Here is a 16872-nt window from a genome sequence, read left to right on the forward strand (position 1 = left end):
GAGCGCCGCGCCGCTGTTACACAACCGACGGATTTCCGTGCATCCGCTGTGCGGCGGCCGCGCATGACGCCGCAACACCCCCTCCGTAGCTTCGTCTTCGTGCTGGAGACGGACCGTGCGCCGACACCCTCGGCGAGGTCCCACGACCACCGGCACGGACAACGTGGGGAACGCAGGCGGAGATCGGAGGCGTCGGTATGGCGACCAGCGGCGGCAAGGTACTGGACTTCGAGGAATACGTGCGCACCCGGCAGGACGCCCTGCTGCGGAGCGCCCGGCGTCTGGTGCCCGACCCGGTCGACGCGCAGGACCTGCTGCAGACGGCCCTGGTCCGCACGTACGGGCGCTGGGACGGCATCGCCGACAAGTCGCTCGCCGACGCCTACCTGCGCCGCGTCATGATCAACACGCGGACCGAGTGGTGGCGGGCGCGCAAGCTCGAGGAGGTGCCGACCGAGCAGCTCCCGGACGCGAGCGTGGACGACGGCGCCGAGCAGCGCGCCGACCGCGCCCTGCTGATGGACATCCTCTCGGTACTGGCTCCCAAGCAGCGCAGCGTCGTCGTCCTGCGACACTGGGAGCAGATGAGTACGGAGGAGACCGCGGCGGCGCTGGGCATGTCCACGGGGACGGTCAAGAGCACGCTGCACCGGGCGCTGGCCCGGCTGCGCCAGGAGCTGGTGAACCGCGAGGTCGACGCGCGCGTACTGGAGCGTGACGACCAGGAGCGGGAGCGGTGCGCGGCCTGACCGGCCGCGGAGCCGCCGGTCCACGGGCCGGCGACGGGTGACAGGCATGGTGAGCAGGAGCGGTGTGACCAGAGGCGGCGGAGCCGACGGCGGACCGGCCGGGGGGCGGCCGGGCGCCTTCTCGCGCCTGCCCGGGGGCTGGTGGCGCGCGGCCGGTACGGCCCTCGCGGGGACCGCGGCGGTGGCGCTGCTGATGGCCGGGTGCGACACGACCGGTGACGGGGTCCGGTCGGAGGGCTCGGCGAGCGGCACCCCCGTGCCCTCCCGCGCCCGCAGCGCGACGCCGACGCCGTCCCCCTCGTCCTCCGTGGCGTACAAGAAGGTCGACGCGCGGGCGCTGCTGCGCAAGGACCCCAAGGTCGGCGCCGAGGTGAAGAAGACCCTGGCCAAGCCGTGCACGGCCGACGAGTACCCGATAGACGTCACGTACGCCTCGCTGACCGGCGGCAGGACGGCCGACGTCATCATCAACGTGATGACGTGCGCGGACTCCGTCGGGATCGGCTCGTATGTGTACCGCAAGGACGCCAAGGGCTATGAGAACGTCTTCAGCAACGAGCAGCCGCCGGTCTACGCCGGGGTGAGCAAGGGCGAGCTGGAGATCACCAAGCAGACGTACGACACCGGTGACGCGGTGTGCTGCCCCACCGGCGAGGATGTGATGACGTACCGCTGGTCGAAGCGGCACTTCAGCGAGTACTCCCGCTATCACACCGACTACAGCAAGACCGTGGACGGCGCCGAATCCAGCGCGACACCTTCGGAGGACTGAGAACCGGCATGGCCGAGACCCATGTGCTCTTCGTCGAGGACGACGACGTCATCCGGGAAGCCACCCAGCTCGCGCTGGAGCGCGACGGCTTCCGGGTGACGGCGATGCCCGACGGGCTGTCGGGCCTGGAAGCCTTCCGCGCGACCCGGCCCGACATCGCGCTGCTGGACGTGATGGTGCCGGGCCTGGACGGCGTCAGCCTGTGCCGGCGCATCCGGGACGAGTCGACGGTTCCGGTGATCATGCTGTCCGCGCGGGCCGACTCCATCGACGTGGTGCTCGGCCTGGAGGCGGGCGCCGACGACTACGTCACCAAGCCGTTCGACGGCGCGGTGCTGGTGGCGCGCATACGGGCGGTGCTGCGCCGCTTCGGGCACGCGAGCGGCCCGGACAGCCGCGGTGGCGCGGGCAAGGAGGCCGCGGCGCCGGTGGCCGACGGGCCGCTGCGCTTCGGTGACCTGGAGGTCGACACCGAGGGCATGGAGGTCCGCAAGGGCGGCGAGCCGGTGGCGCTGACGCCGACCGAGATGCGGCTGCTGCTGGAGTTCTCCGACGCGCCCGGCACGGTGCTCTCCCGCGACCGGCTGCTGGAGCGGGTGTGGGACTACGGCTGGGGCGGCGACACCCGGGTCGTGGACGTCCACGTGCAGCGGCTGCGCGGCAAGATCGGCCAGGACCGGATCGAGACGGTCCGCGGCTTCGGCTACAAGCTGAGAGGCTGACCCGCCGGTGGTCGGCCTCGCCCTGCGTACGGGACTGCGCTGGAAGCTCAGCGCGGCGATCGCGCTCGTCGGCGCGCTGGTCGCGATCGCGCTGAGTCTCGTCGTGCACAACGCCGCCCGCGTCTCCATGCTCGACAACAGCCGCGACGTGCAGATCGAGCGGCTGAACTTCACCCAGCGGATCTACGAGACCACCAGCCGGCTCCAGTTCGGCGCCCGCATCGACGACCCGAAGCTGCCCGCGGCGCTGCGCGCCGAGGTCTCCGAGGGCCGGCGCGCCACCTACCTGGAGGACAACGGGGAGGACGTGCCGGAGGTGTGGGCCGCCGCGCCGCTGGACGACGGCCGGGTGCTCTCCCTCCACAACGACTACCCGGACCGCTTCACCGTCCTGGACGACCTGGACCAGGCACTGTTCATCGGGTCCATCGCGGTCGTCGCGGCGGGCTGCGCGCTGGGCGTACTGGTCGGCGGGCGGCTCTCGCAGCGGCTGCGGAAGGCGGCCGGGGCGGCCCGCAAGCTCGCCGAGGGCGACACGTCCGTACGGGTACGGGACGAGATCGGCGGCCGGGTGCGCGACGAGACCGATGAGCTGGCGCGGGCCGTGGACGCCATGTCGGACGCGCTGCAGACCCGTATCGAGGCCGAGCGGCGGGTCACCGCCGACATCGCGCACGAGCTGCGCACGCCGGTCACCGGGCTGCTCACGGCGGCCGAGCTGCTGCCCCCGGGCCGCCCGACCGAGCTCGTACGGGACCGGGCGCAGGCCATGCGGACGCTGGTGGAGGACGTACTGGAGGTGGCCCGGCTGGACGGCTACGCCGAGCGGGCCGAGCTGCAGGACGTGGACCTCGGGGAGTTCGTCCGGCGGCGGGTGCGCGCGCTGGGGCCCGACATCACGGTCGAGATCGTGCGGGACGCGGAGGTCAGCACCGACCCGCGCCGCCTGGAGCGCATCCTCGGCAACCTCATCGCCAACGCCTCCCGGCACGGCAGGCCGCCGGTCGAGGTCACGGTCGAGGGCCGGGTGATCCGGGTCCGCGACCACGGCCCCGGCTTCCCCGAGGCGCTGCTGCGCGAGGGCCCGAGCCGCTTCCGCACCGGCAGCAGCGACCGGGCGGGGCGTGGCCACGGCCTGGGCCTGACCATCGCGGCGGGCCAGGCGCGGGTGCTGGGCGCGCGGCTGACCTTCCGCAACGCGGAGCCCGCCGTCGACGGCACGACCGGCGCCGTCGCCGTCCTCTGGCTCCCGGAGAACGCCCCGACGGCGACGGGCAGCTTCCCGGTGATCCAGCTGCCGGGCCCGCCGGACTGACCGGCGGGCCCGGCGGGGGCGTCAGACGCCCTGCGGGAGCTTCTCCACGGCGTCCGGCGCGGAGTCCTGCGGCGCGTCCGCCGGCTTCGCCGGGCCGCCGCGCAGCGGGACCTCCTTGAGGAACCAGGCAGCGGCGAAACCGATGACGCTGATGGCCGCGCCGCACAGGAAGACCAGGTGGGTGCCGTCGGCGACCGCGTGCAGGTACGCGTCCTTGATCGGGGCCGGGAGCTGCGCCAGGCCCTTGGGGTCGAGCTGCGCACCGCCCGCGATGGCCTTGCCGGCGGCCGCGCCGCCCCGCTCGGTCATGGTGTTCTGCATCTGGTGACTGAAGAGCGCGCCGAAGATCGCCACACCGAAGGAGCCGCCGATCGTGCGGAAGAGCGTGGCGGAGGACGAGCCGACGCCCATGTCCTTCATCTCGACGCTGTTCTGCGCGATGAGCATGGTCGTCTGCATCAGGAAGCCCATGCCGGCGCCGAGGACGGCCATGTACGCGCCCGAGGTGAAGCGGGTGGTGCCGGTGTCCATCAGGGACAGCAGGAAGAGGCCCGCGGTGATCAGCGCGCCGCCGCCCACCACGAACATCTTGTACCGGCCGCTCGTCGTGGTGACCCGGCCCGCGACCAGCGAGACCGCCATCATCGCCAGCAGCATGGGCAGGAGCAGCAGCCCGGAGTTGGTGGCCGAGGCGCCCTGGACGCTCTGCTGGAAGAGCGGCAGGAAGGTCATCGACCCGAACATCACGAAGCCGACCAGGAACCCGATCAGGGTGACGAGCGAGAAGTTCCCGTTGCGGAAGATGTGCAGCGGCACGACCGGCTCGCTGACCTTGCGCTCCACGAGGACGAAGGCGGCGAGGGAGACCACGCCGAGCGCGCCGAGACCGATGATCTGGGCCGAGTCCCAGTCGTACTCCGTACCGCCCCAGGTGGTGATCAGGACGAGCGCGGTGATGCCGATGGTGAGCAGCGCGGCGCCCACGTAGTCGATGCGCGCCTGAGTGCGCTTCTTCGGCAGGTGCAGCACGGCGGTGACCATGGCCAGGGCTATCGCGCCGAGCGGCAGGTTGATGTAGAAGCTCCAGCGCCAGCCGAGGTGGTCGGTGATGGTGCCGCCGACCAGCGGGCCGCCGATCATGGCGACGGCCATGACGCCGGCCATCATGCCCTGGTACTTGCCGCGCTCACGGGGCGGTATCAGGTCGCCGATGATCGCCATGACGCCGACCATCAGGCCACCGGCGCCCAGGCCCTGCACCGCGCGGAAGGCGATGAGCTGGCCCATGTCCTGGGCCATGCCGGAGAGCGCCGAGCCGATCAGGAACAGCACGATGGACGCCAGGAAGACGCCCTTGCGGCCGTACATGTCGCCGAGCTTGCCCCAGATCGGGGTGGAGGCGGCGGTGGCGAGGGTGTAGGCGGTGACCACCCAGGAGAGGTGGTCGAGGCCGCCGAGCTCGCCGACGATCGTCGGCATCGCGGTGCCCACGATCATGTTGTCGAGCATCGCGAGCAGCATCGCGATCATCAAGGCGAAGAGCACCACACGCACGCTCGCGGGCTGTTTCCCGCCGCGCTCCGTCGGTGCGGTGGCCTGGGTGGCGGCCATCGTTCCCCCGTTTCCTGTACTTACTTGCCGCCCGGCAAGTTTGGATTACAGTGAGGACGGTAAGCGGTAACTAGCCGGTCGTCAAGTAAGTTAAGGTCCGGGCCGCCTGACCAGGGATAGCCTGCGAGAGCGCCAGTACCGACGAAGTAGGAGAGCACCATGGGCACAGCACACGCGCGCAGGGGCAACACCCGGCAGCGCATTCAGGACGTGGCCCTGGACCTCTTCGCGCAGCAGGGGTACGAGAAGACGTCGCTGCGGGAGATCGCCGAGCACCTGGACGTGACGAAGGCGGCGCTGTACTACCACTTCAAGACCAAGGAAGACATCGTCATCAGCCTCTTCGAGGACCTGGCCAGGCCCTGCGACGAGCTGATCGCGTGGGCCGCCGACCGGCCGCGCACGCTGGACACGAAGACCGAGGTCGTCCGCCGCTACAGCGAGGCGCTGCGCGACGCCGCACCGCTCTTCCGCTTCATGCAGGAGAACCAGGCCGCCGTCCGCGACCTGAGCATCGGCGAGTCGTTCAAGGAGCGGATGCTCACGATGGTCGGGCTCCTCAAGGAGCCGGACGCCGAGCTGACGGACCAGGCCCGCTGCGTCACCGCGCTGGTGTCGCTGCACGCGGGGATGTTCGCCATGGGAAACATCGAAGGCGACCCCGAGGACAAGCGCAGGGCCATCCTCGAAGTCGCCTTGGAATTGGTCACCGCGGCGAATACGCCGGGCGAACCTCAACAGTGATTCACCGCACTCGGGCAGAAGTGATTCACCGCACTTCGGCTCACACGTGCAGGTGCTCGCCGCGCAGGAACTTCACCGGCTCGATACCGGTGCCGTAGTCCGGGCCGGTACGGACCTCGAAGTGCAGGTGCGGGCCGGTGGAATTACCGGTGCTGCCGGAAAGCGCGATCTGCTGACCCGCGGACACCTTCTGGCCCACCTGGACCTCGATCTTCGAAAGGTGCGCGTACTGGGTGTACGTGTGGCCGCCGTGCTTGATCACAATGGCATTGCCGTACGCGGGGCCGTCACCGCCGCCGTTCGGACCCGCCTTCACGACGGTGCCCTCGTGCGCGGCCTTCACGTGCGTACCGGTGGGCACCACGAAGTCCTGGCCACTGTGGCGATGCGACCAGTGGCTGCCGGCCAGGCCGAACTTCTCGCCGAGGCCGTACTTGTCCACCGGCTTCTCCCAGCCGTCGGTCTTGGCCAGCTGCCGCTCGGCACGCTCGTGCCGGTCGGCGGCGGCCTTGGCGCGGTCGGCCGCGGCCTTCTTCTCCGCGTCGATCGACTTCTTCTGCGCGTCGGCCTGCGCGCTCACCGTGCTGCCCACGTCCGTGGAAAGGCCCTGGAGCGATACCGCGCCGCCGTCCATCGCCGAAGCAGCACCGGCACCCAGCGCGAGGGAGGCGCCCATTCCGGCCACCAGAACAGTGGCGCGGGTACGCAGGGCGGGCTTCTTCGAATACCGGGTGAGGGAGAACTTCGACATACGGGGATTACCTCCGAAAGAATTGGCTCCCGGCCGGGACCAACCGGGATCGCTATTCATTGGTAACCGCCGCTCGCGGGCCTGCCAAGAAGCCTTTCTACTATCGCACCCCGTATTGAAAGCCACGGGAATCAGCCCCTTGCGCTACCCGGCTCCGCCGCTCCAAAACATCCCGGTCCGACCGGAACGAAAGCCGATCTCTCGGCCGCGATTACGCTCCCACCAGCCATTCCCTTGATCCGCGACTTCTCGGGCGCAGGTCCCTCCCACCCCCCTGCCGAAAGTCCCGGCCCACCGGGGAAACGGGTCCCGCGGCACCGTCCGGCGCCTTTCCTATGGCCTTTAGTAGGCACGAAATGCGCTGTGCGGCATGTCACCGAACCCCCCGATCCGCCCGCTTTGCGCGAGGCCCTTGGTATGTCCGTTTCGGGACCAAGGGCCTGTGATCCCGGTAACCTGACAGGCCGCATCCGGCCCGCAGGAAAGAAGGGGGAGGGCCCGGTATGGACCCCTCGGCACTCGGCGCGCGGCTCGCCTCGTCCGTCGTCGCGCCGCTCGTGAAACGGCTCTTCGTGAAGGAGGGGCCCGGCGCGGGCCTGGCGGAGAAGCCGGTACGGGTCTCGGCGCTGGTGTCGTTCACGGGCGAGAAACGCACGCTCACCGAGGGCGACCTGCGGAAGATCGCCGAGGAGCTGGTCACGCGCGCGGTGCGCGCGGCCGGGCCCGGCGAGCGGCCCGTCCCCGCCGGTGAGGAGACCGCCGTCGCCGACGCGCTCGCGCACACCCTGTACGGCCTGGGCGAGCTGGCCATGGACGACGTACAGGCCGTCCAGCTCGGCGCCCCGGCGCTCGCGGAGCGGCTGCGGCGGGCCAACGGGGCACGGCTCGACGCGCTCTCCCGGGACGCCGCGCTGCTGCACGACGCTTTGCTCGACCTGGCCTGCCTGCACATCGTGCACTTCTTCACCCAGCGCTCGACCTTTGTCGCGCGCACCCTCGTCCAGCAGAGCCGGAGCCTGGACCGGCTCGTCACGCTGACCGACGAGCTGATCGCCCGGAATCCCACGCCGCGGGCCGCGGACACCGCCTTCGAACGCGACTACCTCGCGTACCTCGGCAAGAAGCACGGCCGGCTGACGATCTACGGCATCGACCTGGCGCATTCTCCGGACCGGTGGCCACTGGACGCGGCGTACATGAGCCTGGAGGCGACGTACGCGGACCGGGCGGCCCCGGGCGCCGAGGACGCGTTCGACGGCCTGGGGGACGCCCCGACCCCGCCCGCTTCGCCGGTCCCCGCCGATCACGCGCTCGCCGGGCACAGCCGGGTCCTGCTGCGCGGCGTGGCGGGCTCGGGCAAGAGCACGCTGGTGCAGTGGCTCGCGGTCTCCTGCACCCCGGCGGGCGACGCGGTCGCCATGCCGCACCTGTACGGGCGCATCCCCTTCGTCCTGCCCCTGCGAACGCTCCAACGCGCCGCCGCGGACCTCCCCACGCCCGACCGTTTCCTCGCGGCCGTCGGCTGCCCGGTGTCCGGCGCGCAGCCGGACGGGTGGGCGCACCGGGTGCTGACGAGCGGGCGCGGGCTGGTCCTCGTGGACGGGCTGGACGAGATACCGGAACGGGAGCGCGACCGGACCCGGCGCTGGCTGCGCGACCTCCTCGACGCGTTCCCGCACAACCTGTGGCTGGTGACCTCGCGCCCCTCCGCCGTGCGCGAGGACTGGCTCGCGGCCGACGGCTTCACGGAGCTGACGCTCGCGCCGATGGGCCGGGACGACGTGGCCTTGTTCATCGGGCGCTGGCACGCGGCGGCCAGCGCGGAAGCGCCGGCGGACGAGGAGCGGCTGGCCGCGTACGAGCAGTCGCTGCTGCACGCCGTACGCACCAAACAGGACCTGGCGCGGCTGGCCACCAACCCCCTGATGTGCGGGCTGATCTGCGCGCTGCACCGGGACCGGCGCGGCTATCTGCCGCACGGGCGCAAGGAGCTGTACGACGCGGCGCTGACGATGCTGCTCTCGCGCCGCGACCGCGAGCGCGACATGAACGGCCCGGACGGCATCGAGCTGAGCGACGAGCCGCAGATCCAGCTCCTGCAACGGCTCGCGTACTGGCTGATCCGCAACGGCCGGACCGAGCTGGACCGCGCGCACGCGGAGCGGATCATCGCCGACGCGCTGCCGGCCGTCCCCGCGGCGGCCGCGCAGGGCGACGCGCCCGCCGTCTTCCGCCACCTCCTGCTCCGCAGCGGCCTCCTCCGCGAACCGGCCCCGGGCGCCGTCCACTTCGCACACCGCACCTTCCAGGACTACCTGGGCGCGCGGGCCGCGGTCGAGGAGTGGGACATCGGGCTGCTGATCGCCCACGCGCACGACTCCCAGTGGGAGGACGTGATCCGGATGGCGGTCGCGCACGGCCGGCCGCGCGAACGGGCCGAGATCCTGCGGGAATTGCTGACCCGCGCCGACGCGGCGAGCGGCGAGGACGAGCGCGCGGTACGCATCCGTATCCAGCTCCTCGCCCTGGCCTGCCTGGACCACGCCTCCGAACTGGACCCGGCGGTCCGCACGGCGGTGGAGGAACGGACGGCGGAACTGCTGCCGCCCCGCTCCGCGGAGGAGGCACGGGAGTTGGCGGGGGCGGGGGCGCTGGTACTGGAATTCCTGCCGGGCCCGGAGGGGCTGAGCGAGGACGAGGCGGTCGCGGTCACGGTCGCCGCGTCGAATGTGGAGTCGGAGCGCGCACTGCCCGTACTGGCCCGATTCCGGGAGCATCCGGCGCTGCGGGTCCGCTCGCAGCTGGTGTGGGCGTGGCACCGGTTCGACGCGGAACGGTACGCGGAGGAGGTGGTCCGGCATCTCGATCCGGACGGGCTGCGGTTCAGCGTCCACAACGACGAACAGCTGCGCATTCTGCGCGGGCTCGGCGGCCGTGAGCGGATCGACGTACGGGCCGGGGTGTCGCAGGAGGCCCTCGCCGCGTACGCCCGGGAGGTCGGGGCCGGGCACCTGCGCATCTGGGCCGGGAACACCCGCACCGATCTCACCTTCCTGCGGGACACCCCGGGACTCACCGACCTGACGTTGTCCGCGACGGACACCGATCTGTCCCCGCTCTCCGGCCTCCCCCTGGAGTCCCTGGCGCTCTTCGACCTCACCGGTGTCCGGGACCTGCGCCCGCTCGCCTCGCTGACCGGCCTCCGCGAGCTGACGGTCCACCTGCCGGACGTCTCCTGGCACCCCGACGACCTGCCGAAGCACCTTCCGCTGCATTTCCTGCGGCTGGGCGACAGCGCTTCACGGGACTGGTCAGGGCCGTTCGGCGTACGGGCGTGGCCGGGCCTCCGGGAGCTCCTGCTCGACCCCCGTGCCTGCCCGCGGGACGCCGCCGGCTGGGCGGAGATCGCCACGCTGGAGTCCTTGAGGTGGCTCAGCGTGGACGCCGACTGCCTGGCCGACTGTCCACCCGGGTTCACACTCCCCGGGCTCGCCGACCTCAGGCTCTACTCGCCCACGGGAGAACAACAGCCCGACCTGGAAGCCGTGGCCCGCCACTTTCCCGGTCTACGGACTCTCTACACCGCCGGGCCGGGCAAGCCCCTCACAGCCATCGGCTTCACTCCCCTACCCTGATTCCCCAACAGCGTTGACCGCGCCCACCAGTTACCGGGGGACACCGCCGTATGGATCCCACGACCGCCGCCGCCCGTCTCACCCCTGAAACCGTCGGGCCGCTTGTCAGAGGGCTGTTCCGCGGGGAGGAGTCGGCGGCGCTCGCGGGGCGGCTGGTGGCGCTCACCGGCACCGACGAGGCGGTGGCGGGCCCCGTGGCCGGCGCGCTGGCGCGTACGCTCGGCGCGCTCGACGCGAGCGGGCCGGCCGACTGGCAGGCCGTACAGCTGCCGCCCGCCGACTTCGCGTACCGGCTGCGCGCCGCCGCGCCGGACGCGGAGCGCGGGCTGACCGCCGACGGCCGCGCGCTGTTCAGGACCGTGCTCGACGTCGTAGCCGTACACATGAGCGCGACGCCCACCGACGACGCCGCCTTCGAGGAGCGGTTCGCGCGGGACACCGCCGTGCTCCACAACCACCTCACGATCTTCGGCATCGACCTCGCGCACTCGCCGGACAGCTGGCCGCTGGACGCGGCCTACCTGGGGCTCCAGTGCGAGCGCGGGCCGCAGGCCCCGCCCGTGCCCGCCGAGCAGGCGCTGGCCGGGCTGGACAAGGTGCTCGTACGGGGCGTGGCCGGGTCCGGCAAGACGACGCTGCTGCAGTGGCTGGCGGTGGCCACGGCGCGCGGAGAGCCGCCGGCGGTACTGGCCGGGGAGCTGCGCGGCCGGGTGCCGTTCCTGCTGCCCGTACGCCGCTTCGCGTCCCGCTCCGGCATCCCGTCGCCGGACGGCTTCCTGGCGGCCATGGGGTACCCCGCCGCGGACGCCCAGCCGGCCGGCTGGGTGGAGCGGGTGCTGCGGGCCGGCCGCGGGCTGCTGCTCGTCGACGGCGTGGACGAGGCGCCGGAGGACGACCGCGAGCGGCTCCTGCTGCGGCTGCGCGACTGGGCGGACCGGTATCCGGGCAACGTCTGGGTCGTGACCTCCCGGCCGTCCGCCGTGCCGGAGGACTGGCTGGCCGCCGACGGGTTCACCGAGCTGCGGCTGGCGCCGATGGGCCGCGAGGACGTCGCGGCGTTCATCCAGCGCTGGCACCGCGCCGCCGCCCAGCAGTCGCCCGCCGACCTGGACCGGCTCGGGCACTACGAGCGGACGCTGCTGAACGCCGTACGCATCACCCGGGACCTGGGGCGGCTGGCGACCAACCCGCTGATGTGCGGGCTGCTGTGCGCGCTCCACCGGGACCGGCGCGGCTACCTGCCCAGCGGGCGCAAGGAGCTGTACGACGCGGGCCTGTCGATGCTGCTGGAGCGGCGCGACCGGGAACGGGCGATGGTGCCCACCGACGCCATCGACCTGCCGCGGCAGCCGAAGATACAGCTGCTCCAGAAGCTGGCGCGCTGGATGCTGGTCAACGGCCGGTCCGAGATGGACCGCGACGTCGCCGTGGACACCCTGGCCCGGCATCTGCCCGCCATTCCCGACGCGGCCCGGCAGGGCGACGCCGAGGACGTCTACCGGCACCTGCTGAACCGCACCGGACTGCTGCGCGAGACGACGCCCGGCACCGTGGACTTCGTCCACCGCACGTTCCAGGACTATCTGGCCGCGCGGGCCACCGTGCAGCAGCACGACTTCGCGCTGCTGCTGGACCACGCGCACCACACGGAGTGGGAGGACGTCATCCGGATGGCCGTCGCCCTCGCCCGGCCCGACGAGTGCGCGACGCTGCTGAACGGGCTGCTGGCCCCGCACGCGGGCGTGCGCGCCGCGGATGCCCGGCACCGCAAGCTGCTGGCCGCCGCGTGCCTGGAGCACGCCACGGAGCTGGACCCGGAGGTCCGGGGGCGCGTGCAGCGCTTCACGCGCGACATGATGCGGCCGACCACCGCGTCCGGGGCCCGCGCGCTGGGCTGGATCGGGCCGATCGTCCTGGAGATGCTGCCGGACCCGGCCACGGCCACCAACGCCGAGGCGTACCTCCTCGCCCTCACCGCCACCTCCATCGGCGACGACATGGCCATCGACTACCTCACCGGGCTGCGGGAACGGCCGCACCTGGACGTACGGGCGCAGCTGGCGAGCGCCTGGCGGCGGTACGACACCGAGCGGTACGCGCGGGAGATCATCGCCCACCTCGACGACGCGGAGCTGTACTTCCCGGTGTCCGACCTGGAGGAGCTGCACGCGCTGCGCCGGCTCGGCGGCCGGCCGCATCTCCAGATCGCCGGGCGCTTCACGCCCGACCAGCTCATCGAGGGCATCGTCGCCGAACGGCTGACCCGGCTGTGGCTCTCCTACGACCTCGGCGTCCCGATGGACTGGCTGACCGCCTTCCCGCGCCTGGACACGCTCCTGGTGGGCAGCCGCCTGCCGCGCCCGACGGGCATACCGGAGGACATCGAGGTCGTGGAGCTGTAGGCGTACGGGACGGAGAAACGCCGCTGCCCCGGAACCACGCGGTGGTTCCGGGGCAGCGGCGGTGAACCGCGGTGACGCTTACGCGTCCTTGCTCAGGTTCGGGCCCGAGCCGGCGGACTCGATCGGCGGGGCGTCGGGCAGCGCCGACTTCTCCTCGCCGCGGAAGGTGAACTTGGTGTTCTCCCCCTCGCCCTCGACGTCGACGACCACGATGTGGCCCGGACGCAGCTCGCTGAAGAGGATCTTCTCCGAGAGGGCGTCCTCGATCTCGCGCTGGATCGTCCGGCGCAGCGGGCGGGCGCCCAGCACCGGGTCGTAACCACGCTTGGCGAGCAGCGACTTGGCCTCGGAGCTGAGCTCGATGCCCATGTCGCGGTCCTTGAGGCGCTCGTCCACCTTGGCGATCATCAGGTCGACGATCTGGATGATGTCTTCCTCGGTGAGCTGGTGGAAGACGACCGTGTCGTCGACACGGTTGAGGAACTCCGGCCGGAAGTGCTGCTTGAGCTCTTCGTTGACCTTGTTCTTCATCCGCTCGTAGCCCGACTTCACATCGCCCTGGGCGGCGAAGCCCAGGTTGAAGCCCTTGGAGATGTCCCGGGTGCCGAGGTTCGTCGTCATGATGATGACGGTGTTCTTGAAGTCCACGACCCGGCCCTGGGAGTCGGTCAGGCGACCGTCCTCCAGGATCTGCAGCAGGGAGTTGAAGATGTCCGGGTGGGCCTTCTCGACCTCGTCGAAGAGGACCACGGAGAACGGCTTGCGGCGGACCTTCTCGGTCAGCTGGCCGCCCTCTTCGTAGCCGACGTAGCCGGGAGGCGAGCCGAAGAGCCGGGAGACCGTGTGCTTCTCGCTGAACTCCGACATGTCGAGGGAGATCAGCGCGTCCTCGTCGCCGAAGAGGAACTCGGCGAGCGTCTTGGACAGCTCGGTCTTACCGACACCGGACGGGCCCGCGAAGATGAACGAACCGCCGGGGCGCTTCGGGTCCTTCAGGCCGGCACGCGTGCGCCGGATGGCCTGCGAGAGCGCCTTGATGGCGTCCTTCTGGCCGATGACGCGCTTGTGCAGCTCGTCCTCCATGCGGAGGAGACGGGAAGACTCCTCCTCGGTGAGCTTGAAGACCGGGATGCCCGTGGCCGTGGCCAGGACCTCGGCGATCAGCTCGCCGTCGACCTCGGCGACGACGTCCATGTCGCCGGCCTTCCACTCCTTCTCCCGCTTCGCCTTCGCGGCCAGGAGCTGCTTCTCCTTGTCACGCAGGCCCGCAGCCATCTCGAAGTCCTGCGAGTCGATCGCGGACTCCTTCTCCCGGCGCACGTCGGCGATCTTCTCGTCGAACTCGCGGAGGTCCGGCGGCGCGGTCATCCGGCGGATGCGCATCCGGGAACCGGCCTCGTCGATCAGGTCGATCGCCTTGTCCGGCAGGAAGCGGTCGGAGATGTACCGGTCGGCCAGCTGAGCGGCCTGGACCAGCGCCTCGTCCGTGATCGAGACGCGGTGGTGCGCCTCGTAGCGGTCGCGCAGGCCCTTGAGGATCTCGATCGTGTGCGGCAGCGACGGCTCCGCGACCTGGATCGGCTGGAAACGGCGCTCGAGGGCCGCGTCCTTCTCCAGGTGCTTGCGGTACTCGTCGAGCGTGGTCGCACCGATGGTCTGCAGCTCACCGCGGGCCAGCATCGGCTTCAGGATGCTGGCGGCGTCGATCGCGCCCTCGGCGGCACCCGCACCCACCAGGGTGTGGAGCTCGTCGATGAACAGGATGATGTCGCCGCGGGTGCGGATCTCCTTGAGCACCTTCTTCAGGCGCTCCTCGAAGTCACCGCGGTACCGGGAGCCGGCGACCAGGGCACCGAGGTCGAGGGTGTAGAGGTGCTTGTCCTTGAGGGTCTCGGGCACCTCGCCCTTGACGATGGCCTGCGCCAGGCCCTCGACGACCGCCGTCTTGCCGACGCCGGGCTCGCCGATGAGGACCGGGTTGTTCTTCGTACGCCGGGACAGCACCTGCATGACCCGCTCGATCTCCTTCTCGCGCCCGATGACCGGGTCGAGCTTGGTTTCACGAGCGGCCTGCGTGAGATTGCGGCCGAACTGGTCCAGGACGAGGGAGGTCGAGGGCGTGCCCTCGGCGGGGCCGCCGGCGGCGGCCGTCTCCTTGCCCTGGTAACCGGAGAGCAGCTGGATGACCTGCTGCCGCACCCGGTTCAGATCGGCGCCCAGCTTCACGAGGACCTGGGCGGCGACACCCTCGCCCTCGCGGATCAGGCCGAGCAGGATGTGCTCGGTACCGATGTAGTTGTGGCCGAGCTGGAGGGCCTCGCGGAGCGACAGCTCCAGGACCTTCTTGGCACGGGGGGTGAAGGGAATGTGGCCGGAAGGGGCCTGCTGGCCCTGGCCAATGATCTCCTCCACCTGCTGGCGGACCGCCTCGAGCGAAATCCCGAGGCTCTCCAGGGCCTTAGCGGCGACACCCTCACCCTCGTGGATCAGGCCCAGGAGAATGTGCTCGGTGCCGATGTAGTTGTGGTTGAGCATCCGGGCTTCTTCCTGAGCCAGGACGACAACCCGCCGCGCGCGGTCGGTGAACCTCTCGAACATCGTTAATCGCTCCTCAGAGCGGTCAGGCAGTTAGGGGTCGGTCCCCTCCCTGTCCTTCCGCATGCTAGTCCCGCGGGGCGGGACAGCTCATTCCAACTGCCGACACCCGTCCTTGGCCTCCTGCCCCGAACAGCCGACATCTGCTCCAACCCGATGGTGCGAGACGATGTTCCCGCAGGCCAGGCATATACGCCCCATGCCAGTACGCCCATGGCGAACGCGGCCTTGCCCGACACGCCCGCGCTTCTCGCGCGGCCGTCGCGTACATCCCGTTCAGAGCGCCGATTCATCGTCCCTCCCCTCGGAAAAGTCTTACCCGCTGCCTCTGACAGTCCATCCGCGCGGCCCGCCTCCCTCCGCTACGGGCGAACACCCTTGCGCCGTTTTACGCGCCCGCACGCCCGTCCTATACCCACCGGGCGAGCACGGTACGTATCCACACCTCAACCCAGCGTAACTTCTGAGCATTTCGGGAGTTGCACCGGTCATGGCCCTCGCGCTCCCGCGCCCCCGCGATCCGCTGCTCGCCGCAGGCCCTGCCGCGCGGCAGTGGTACGAGCGGGCGCTGGGCTGGCCGACGGCCGCCGGGGAGCCGCTCCGGCTGCGCACGGGAATCCGCTTCGACGTCCTGGAGATGCCCGCTGACGCCGGATTCGCCACGCTGCGCCGTGCCGGGCGCACGGGCCCGGTCGCGCTCGGCAGGAGCCGGGGACGCCCGTACGGCTCCCTGGAGCCCGGAGAACCGGTCCTGCGCCTTCTGGTGGCCACAGGCGCGGCGGAGGAGCTCCCAGGGGTGCTGGAGTGGCTGGAGTGGGGCTCGGTGGGCCTGGAGCTGACCGCTCTCGGCTCCGGTGACCTGATGCCCGCGCCACCGCCGGTGACGCCCTGCGCGCCGGCCACGCGAGGCGGTGTCACGGCGCCGGCCCTGGCAGCGGGGCCTGGGCTGCCTGCGGGATTCGGTCCGCGGGGGGCCGCGTGGGTACGGCCTCCGGAGCCGGGCTGCGATGTCGAGGCGACGCTGCCCTCCACGGGGAGCGGGGCAGGTCTCGGGGGCGGTGGTGGGGTTCCCCTTACGTCACGTATGGGGCGCGCCCCCGACCTCGTACGGCTCGTGAGCGTGGCGGCCACGGAATGCCACCGGGCCCGGTTGCTGCGCGTAAGAAAAGGTCGAACGGATCGCTTCCGCGGTGATCAGCCGTTGGCCTTCTCGTACGCCTCGCGGACGGTCGCGGGGACGCGGCCGCGGTCATTGACCTCGTAGCCGTTCTCCTTGGCCCACTTACGGATCTCAGCGGTGTCCTTGTTGCCGGACGAGGCGGCACGCGCCTTGCCACGGCCGCTCGCGGCACGACCGGTGCGACGGCCGGCCTTCACGAACGTCTCAAGGGCGTCGCGCAGCTTCTCCGCGTTGCCGTTGCTGAGGTCGATCTCATAGGACTTACCGTCGAGCGCGAACGTCACGGTCTCGTCCGCCTCGCCACCGTCGAGGTCGTCGACAAGAAGAACCTGAACCTTCTGTGCCACCGGTTTCCCTTTCATCGAATGTGGATTACGACGGAAAGCAAACCGCTTT

12 protein-coding genes are annotated in these 16872 nt (G+C 71.2%); 8 read left to right on the forward strand and 4 right to left on the reverse strand.

Features of this window, described 5'->3' with window-relative positions:
- Positions 1–197: 197 nt before the first annotated feature.
- The 4 genes from ACZ4MH_RS28145 to cseC all read left to right on the forward strand — a co-directional run bounded on the left by ACZ4MH_RS28145 (position 198) and on the right by cseC (position 3558).
- Positions 198–749, forward strand: coding sequence for a SigE family RNA polymerase sigma factor (locus tag ACZ4MH_RS28145; protein ID WP_351593687.1), 552 nt, complete (start codon positions 198–200; stop codon positions 747–749).
- 193 nt (positions 750–942) lie between these two features.
- Complete coding sequence (locus tag ACZ4MH_RS28150) at positions 943–1521, forward strand: hypothetical protein (RefSeq protein WP_351593724.1); 579 nt, start codon at positions 943–945, stop codon at positions 1519–1521.
- 8 nt (positions 1522–1529) lie between these two features.
- Entirely contained in the window at positions 1530–2243 is a 714-nt protein-coding gene (gene cseB / locus ACZ4MH_RS28155; protein ID WP_351593690.1) for a two-component system response regulator CseB, read from the forward strand.
- Positions 2244–2250: 7 nt separating this feature from the next.
- Complete coding sequence (gene cseC, locus ACZ4MH_RS28160) at positions 2251–3558, forward strand: two-component system sensor histidine kinase CseC (protein ID WP_351593693.1); 1308 nt, start codon at positions 2251–2253, stop codon at positions 3556–3558.
- Between the two features lie 21 nt (positions 3559–3579).
- Here cseC and ACZ4MH_RS28165 read toward each other — a convergent pair whose 3' ends face one another.
- Entirely contained in the window at positions 3580–5169 is a 1590-nt protein-coding gene (locus tag ACZ4MH_RS28165) for an MDR family MFS transporter (protein WP_351593696.1), read from the reverse strand.
- A gap of 159 nt (positions 5170–5328) precedes the next feature.
- Between ACZ4MH_RS28165 and ACZ4MH_RS28170 the strand changes: the two genes are divergently transcribed.
- Positions 5329–5913 carry a TetR/AcrR family transcriptional regulator gene (locus ACZ4MH_RS28170; protein WP_351593699.1) on the forward strand — a complete coding sequence of 195 codons (585 nt, stop codon included), beginning with the start codon at positions 5329–5331 and terminating at the stop codon, positions 5911–5913.
- A 40-nt stretch (positions 5914–5953) separates the two neighbouring features.
- Here ACZ4MH_RS28170 and ACZ4MH_RS28175 read toward each other — a convergent pair whose 3' ends face one another.
- Positions 5954–6664: a M23 family metallopeptidase gene (locus ACZ4MH_RS28175; protein WP_351593702.1), complete on the reverse strand. Its 711-nt coding sequence runs from the start codon at positions 6662–6664 to the stop codon at positions 5954–5956.
- A gap of 503 nt (positions 6665–7167) precedes the next feature.
- On the opposite strand from ACZ4MH_RS28175, the gene ACZ4MH_RS28180 reads away from it, so the two are divergent.
- The gene (locus ACZ4MH_RS28180) at positions 7168–10299 is read left to right on the forward strand and encodes an NACHT domain-containing protein (RefSeq protein ID WP_351593704.1); all 3132 of its coding nucleotides are present in this window, start codon (positions 7168–7170) and stop codon (positions 10297–10299) included.
- A 50-nt stretch (positions 10300–10349) separates the two neighbouring features.
- On the forward strand, positions 10350–12701 hold the full coding sequence (locus ACZ4MH_RS28185) for an NACHT domain-containing protein (protein ID WP_351593707.1): 2352 nt from the start codon (positions 10350–10352) through the stop codon (positions 12699–12701).
- A 78-nt stretch (positions 12702–12779) separates the two neighbouring features.
- Here the strand turns inward: ACZ4MH_RS28185 and ACZ4MH_RS28190 are convergent, their stop codons facing one another.
- Positions 12780–15299 carry an ATP-dependent Clp protease ATP-binding subunit gene (locus tag ACZ4MH_RS28190; protein ID WP_351593710.1) on the reverse strand — a complete coding sequence of 840 codons (2520 nt, stop codon included), beginning with the start codon at positions 15297–15299 and terminating at the stop codon, positions 12780–12782.
- 487 nt (positions 15300–15786) lie between these two features.
- Between ACZ4MH_RS28190 and ACZ4MH_RS28195 the strand changes: the two genes are divergently transcribed.
- Positions 15787–16560, forward strand: coding sequence for an SCO3374 family protein (locus tag ACZ4MH_RS28195; RefSeq protein ID WP_351593713.1), 774 nt, complete (start codon positions 15787–15789; stop codon positions 16558–16560).
- Here ACZ4MH_RS28195 and ACZ4MH_RS28200 read toward each other — a convergent pair.
- Positions 16491–16823, reverse strand: a complete 333-nt coding sequence (locus ACZ4MH_RS28200) for a histone-like nucleoid-structuring protein Lsr2 (RefSeq protein ID WP_030260437.1) — start codon at positions 16821–16823, stop codon at positions 16491–16493. The two genes, ACZ4MH_RS28195 and ACZ4MH_RS28200, sit on opposite strands and share 70 nt — an antisense overlap.
- Positions 16824–16872 lie beyond the last annotated feature (49 nt).

The sequence above is a fragment of the Streptomyces sp. NPDC026301 genome, from assembly GCF_055567935.1.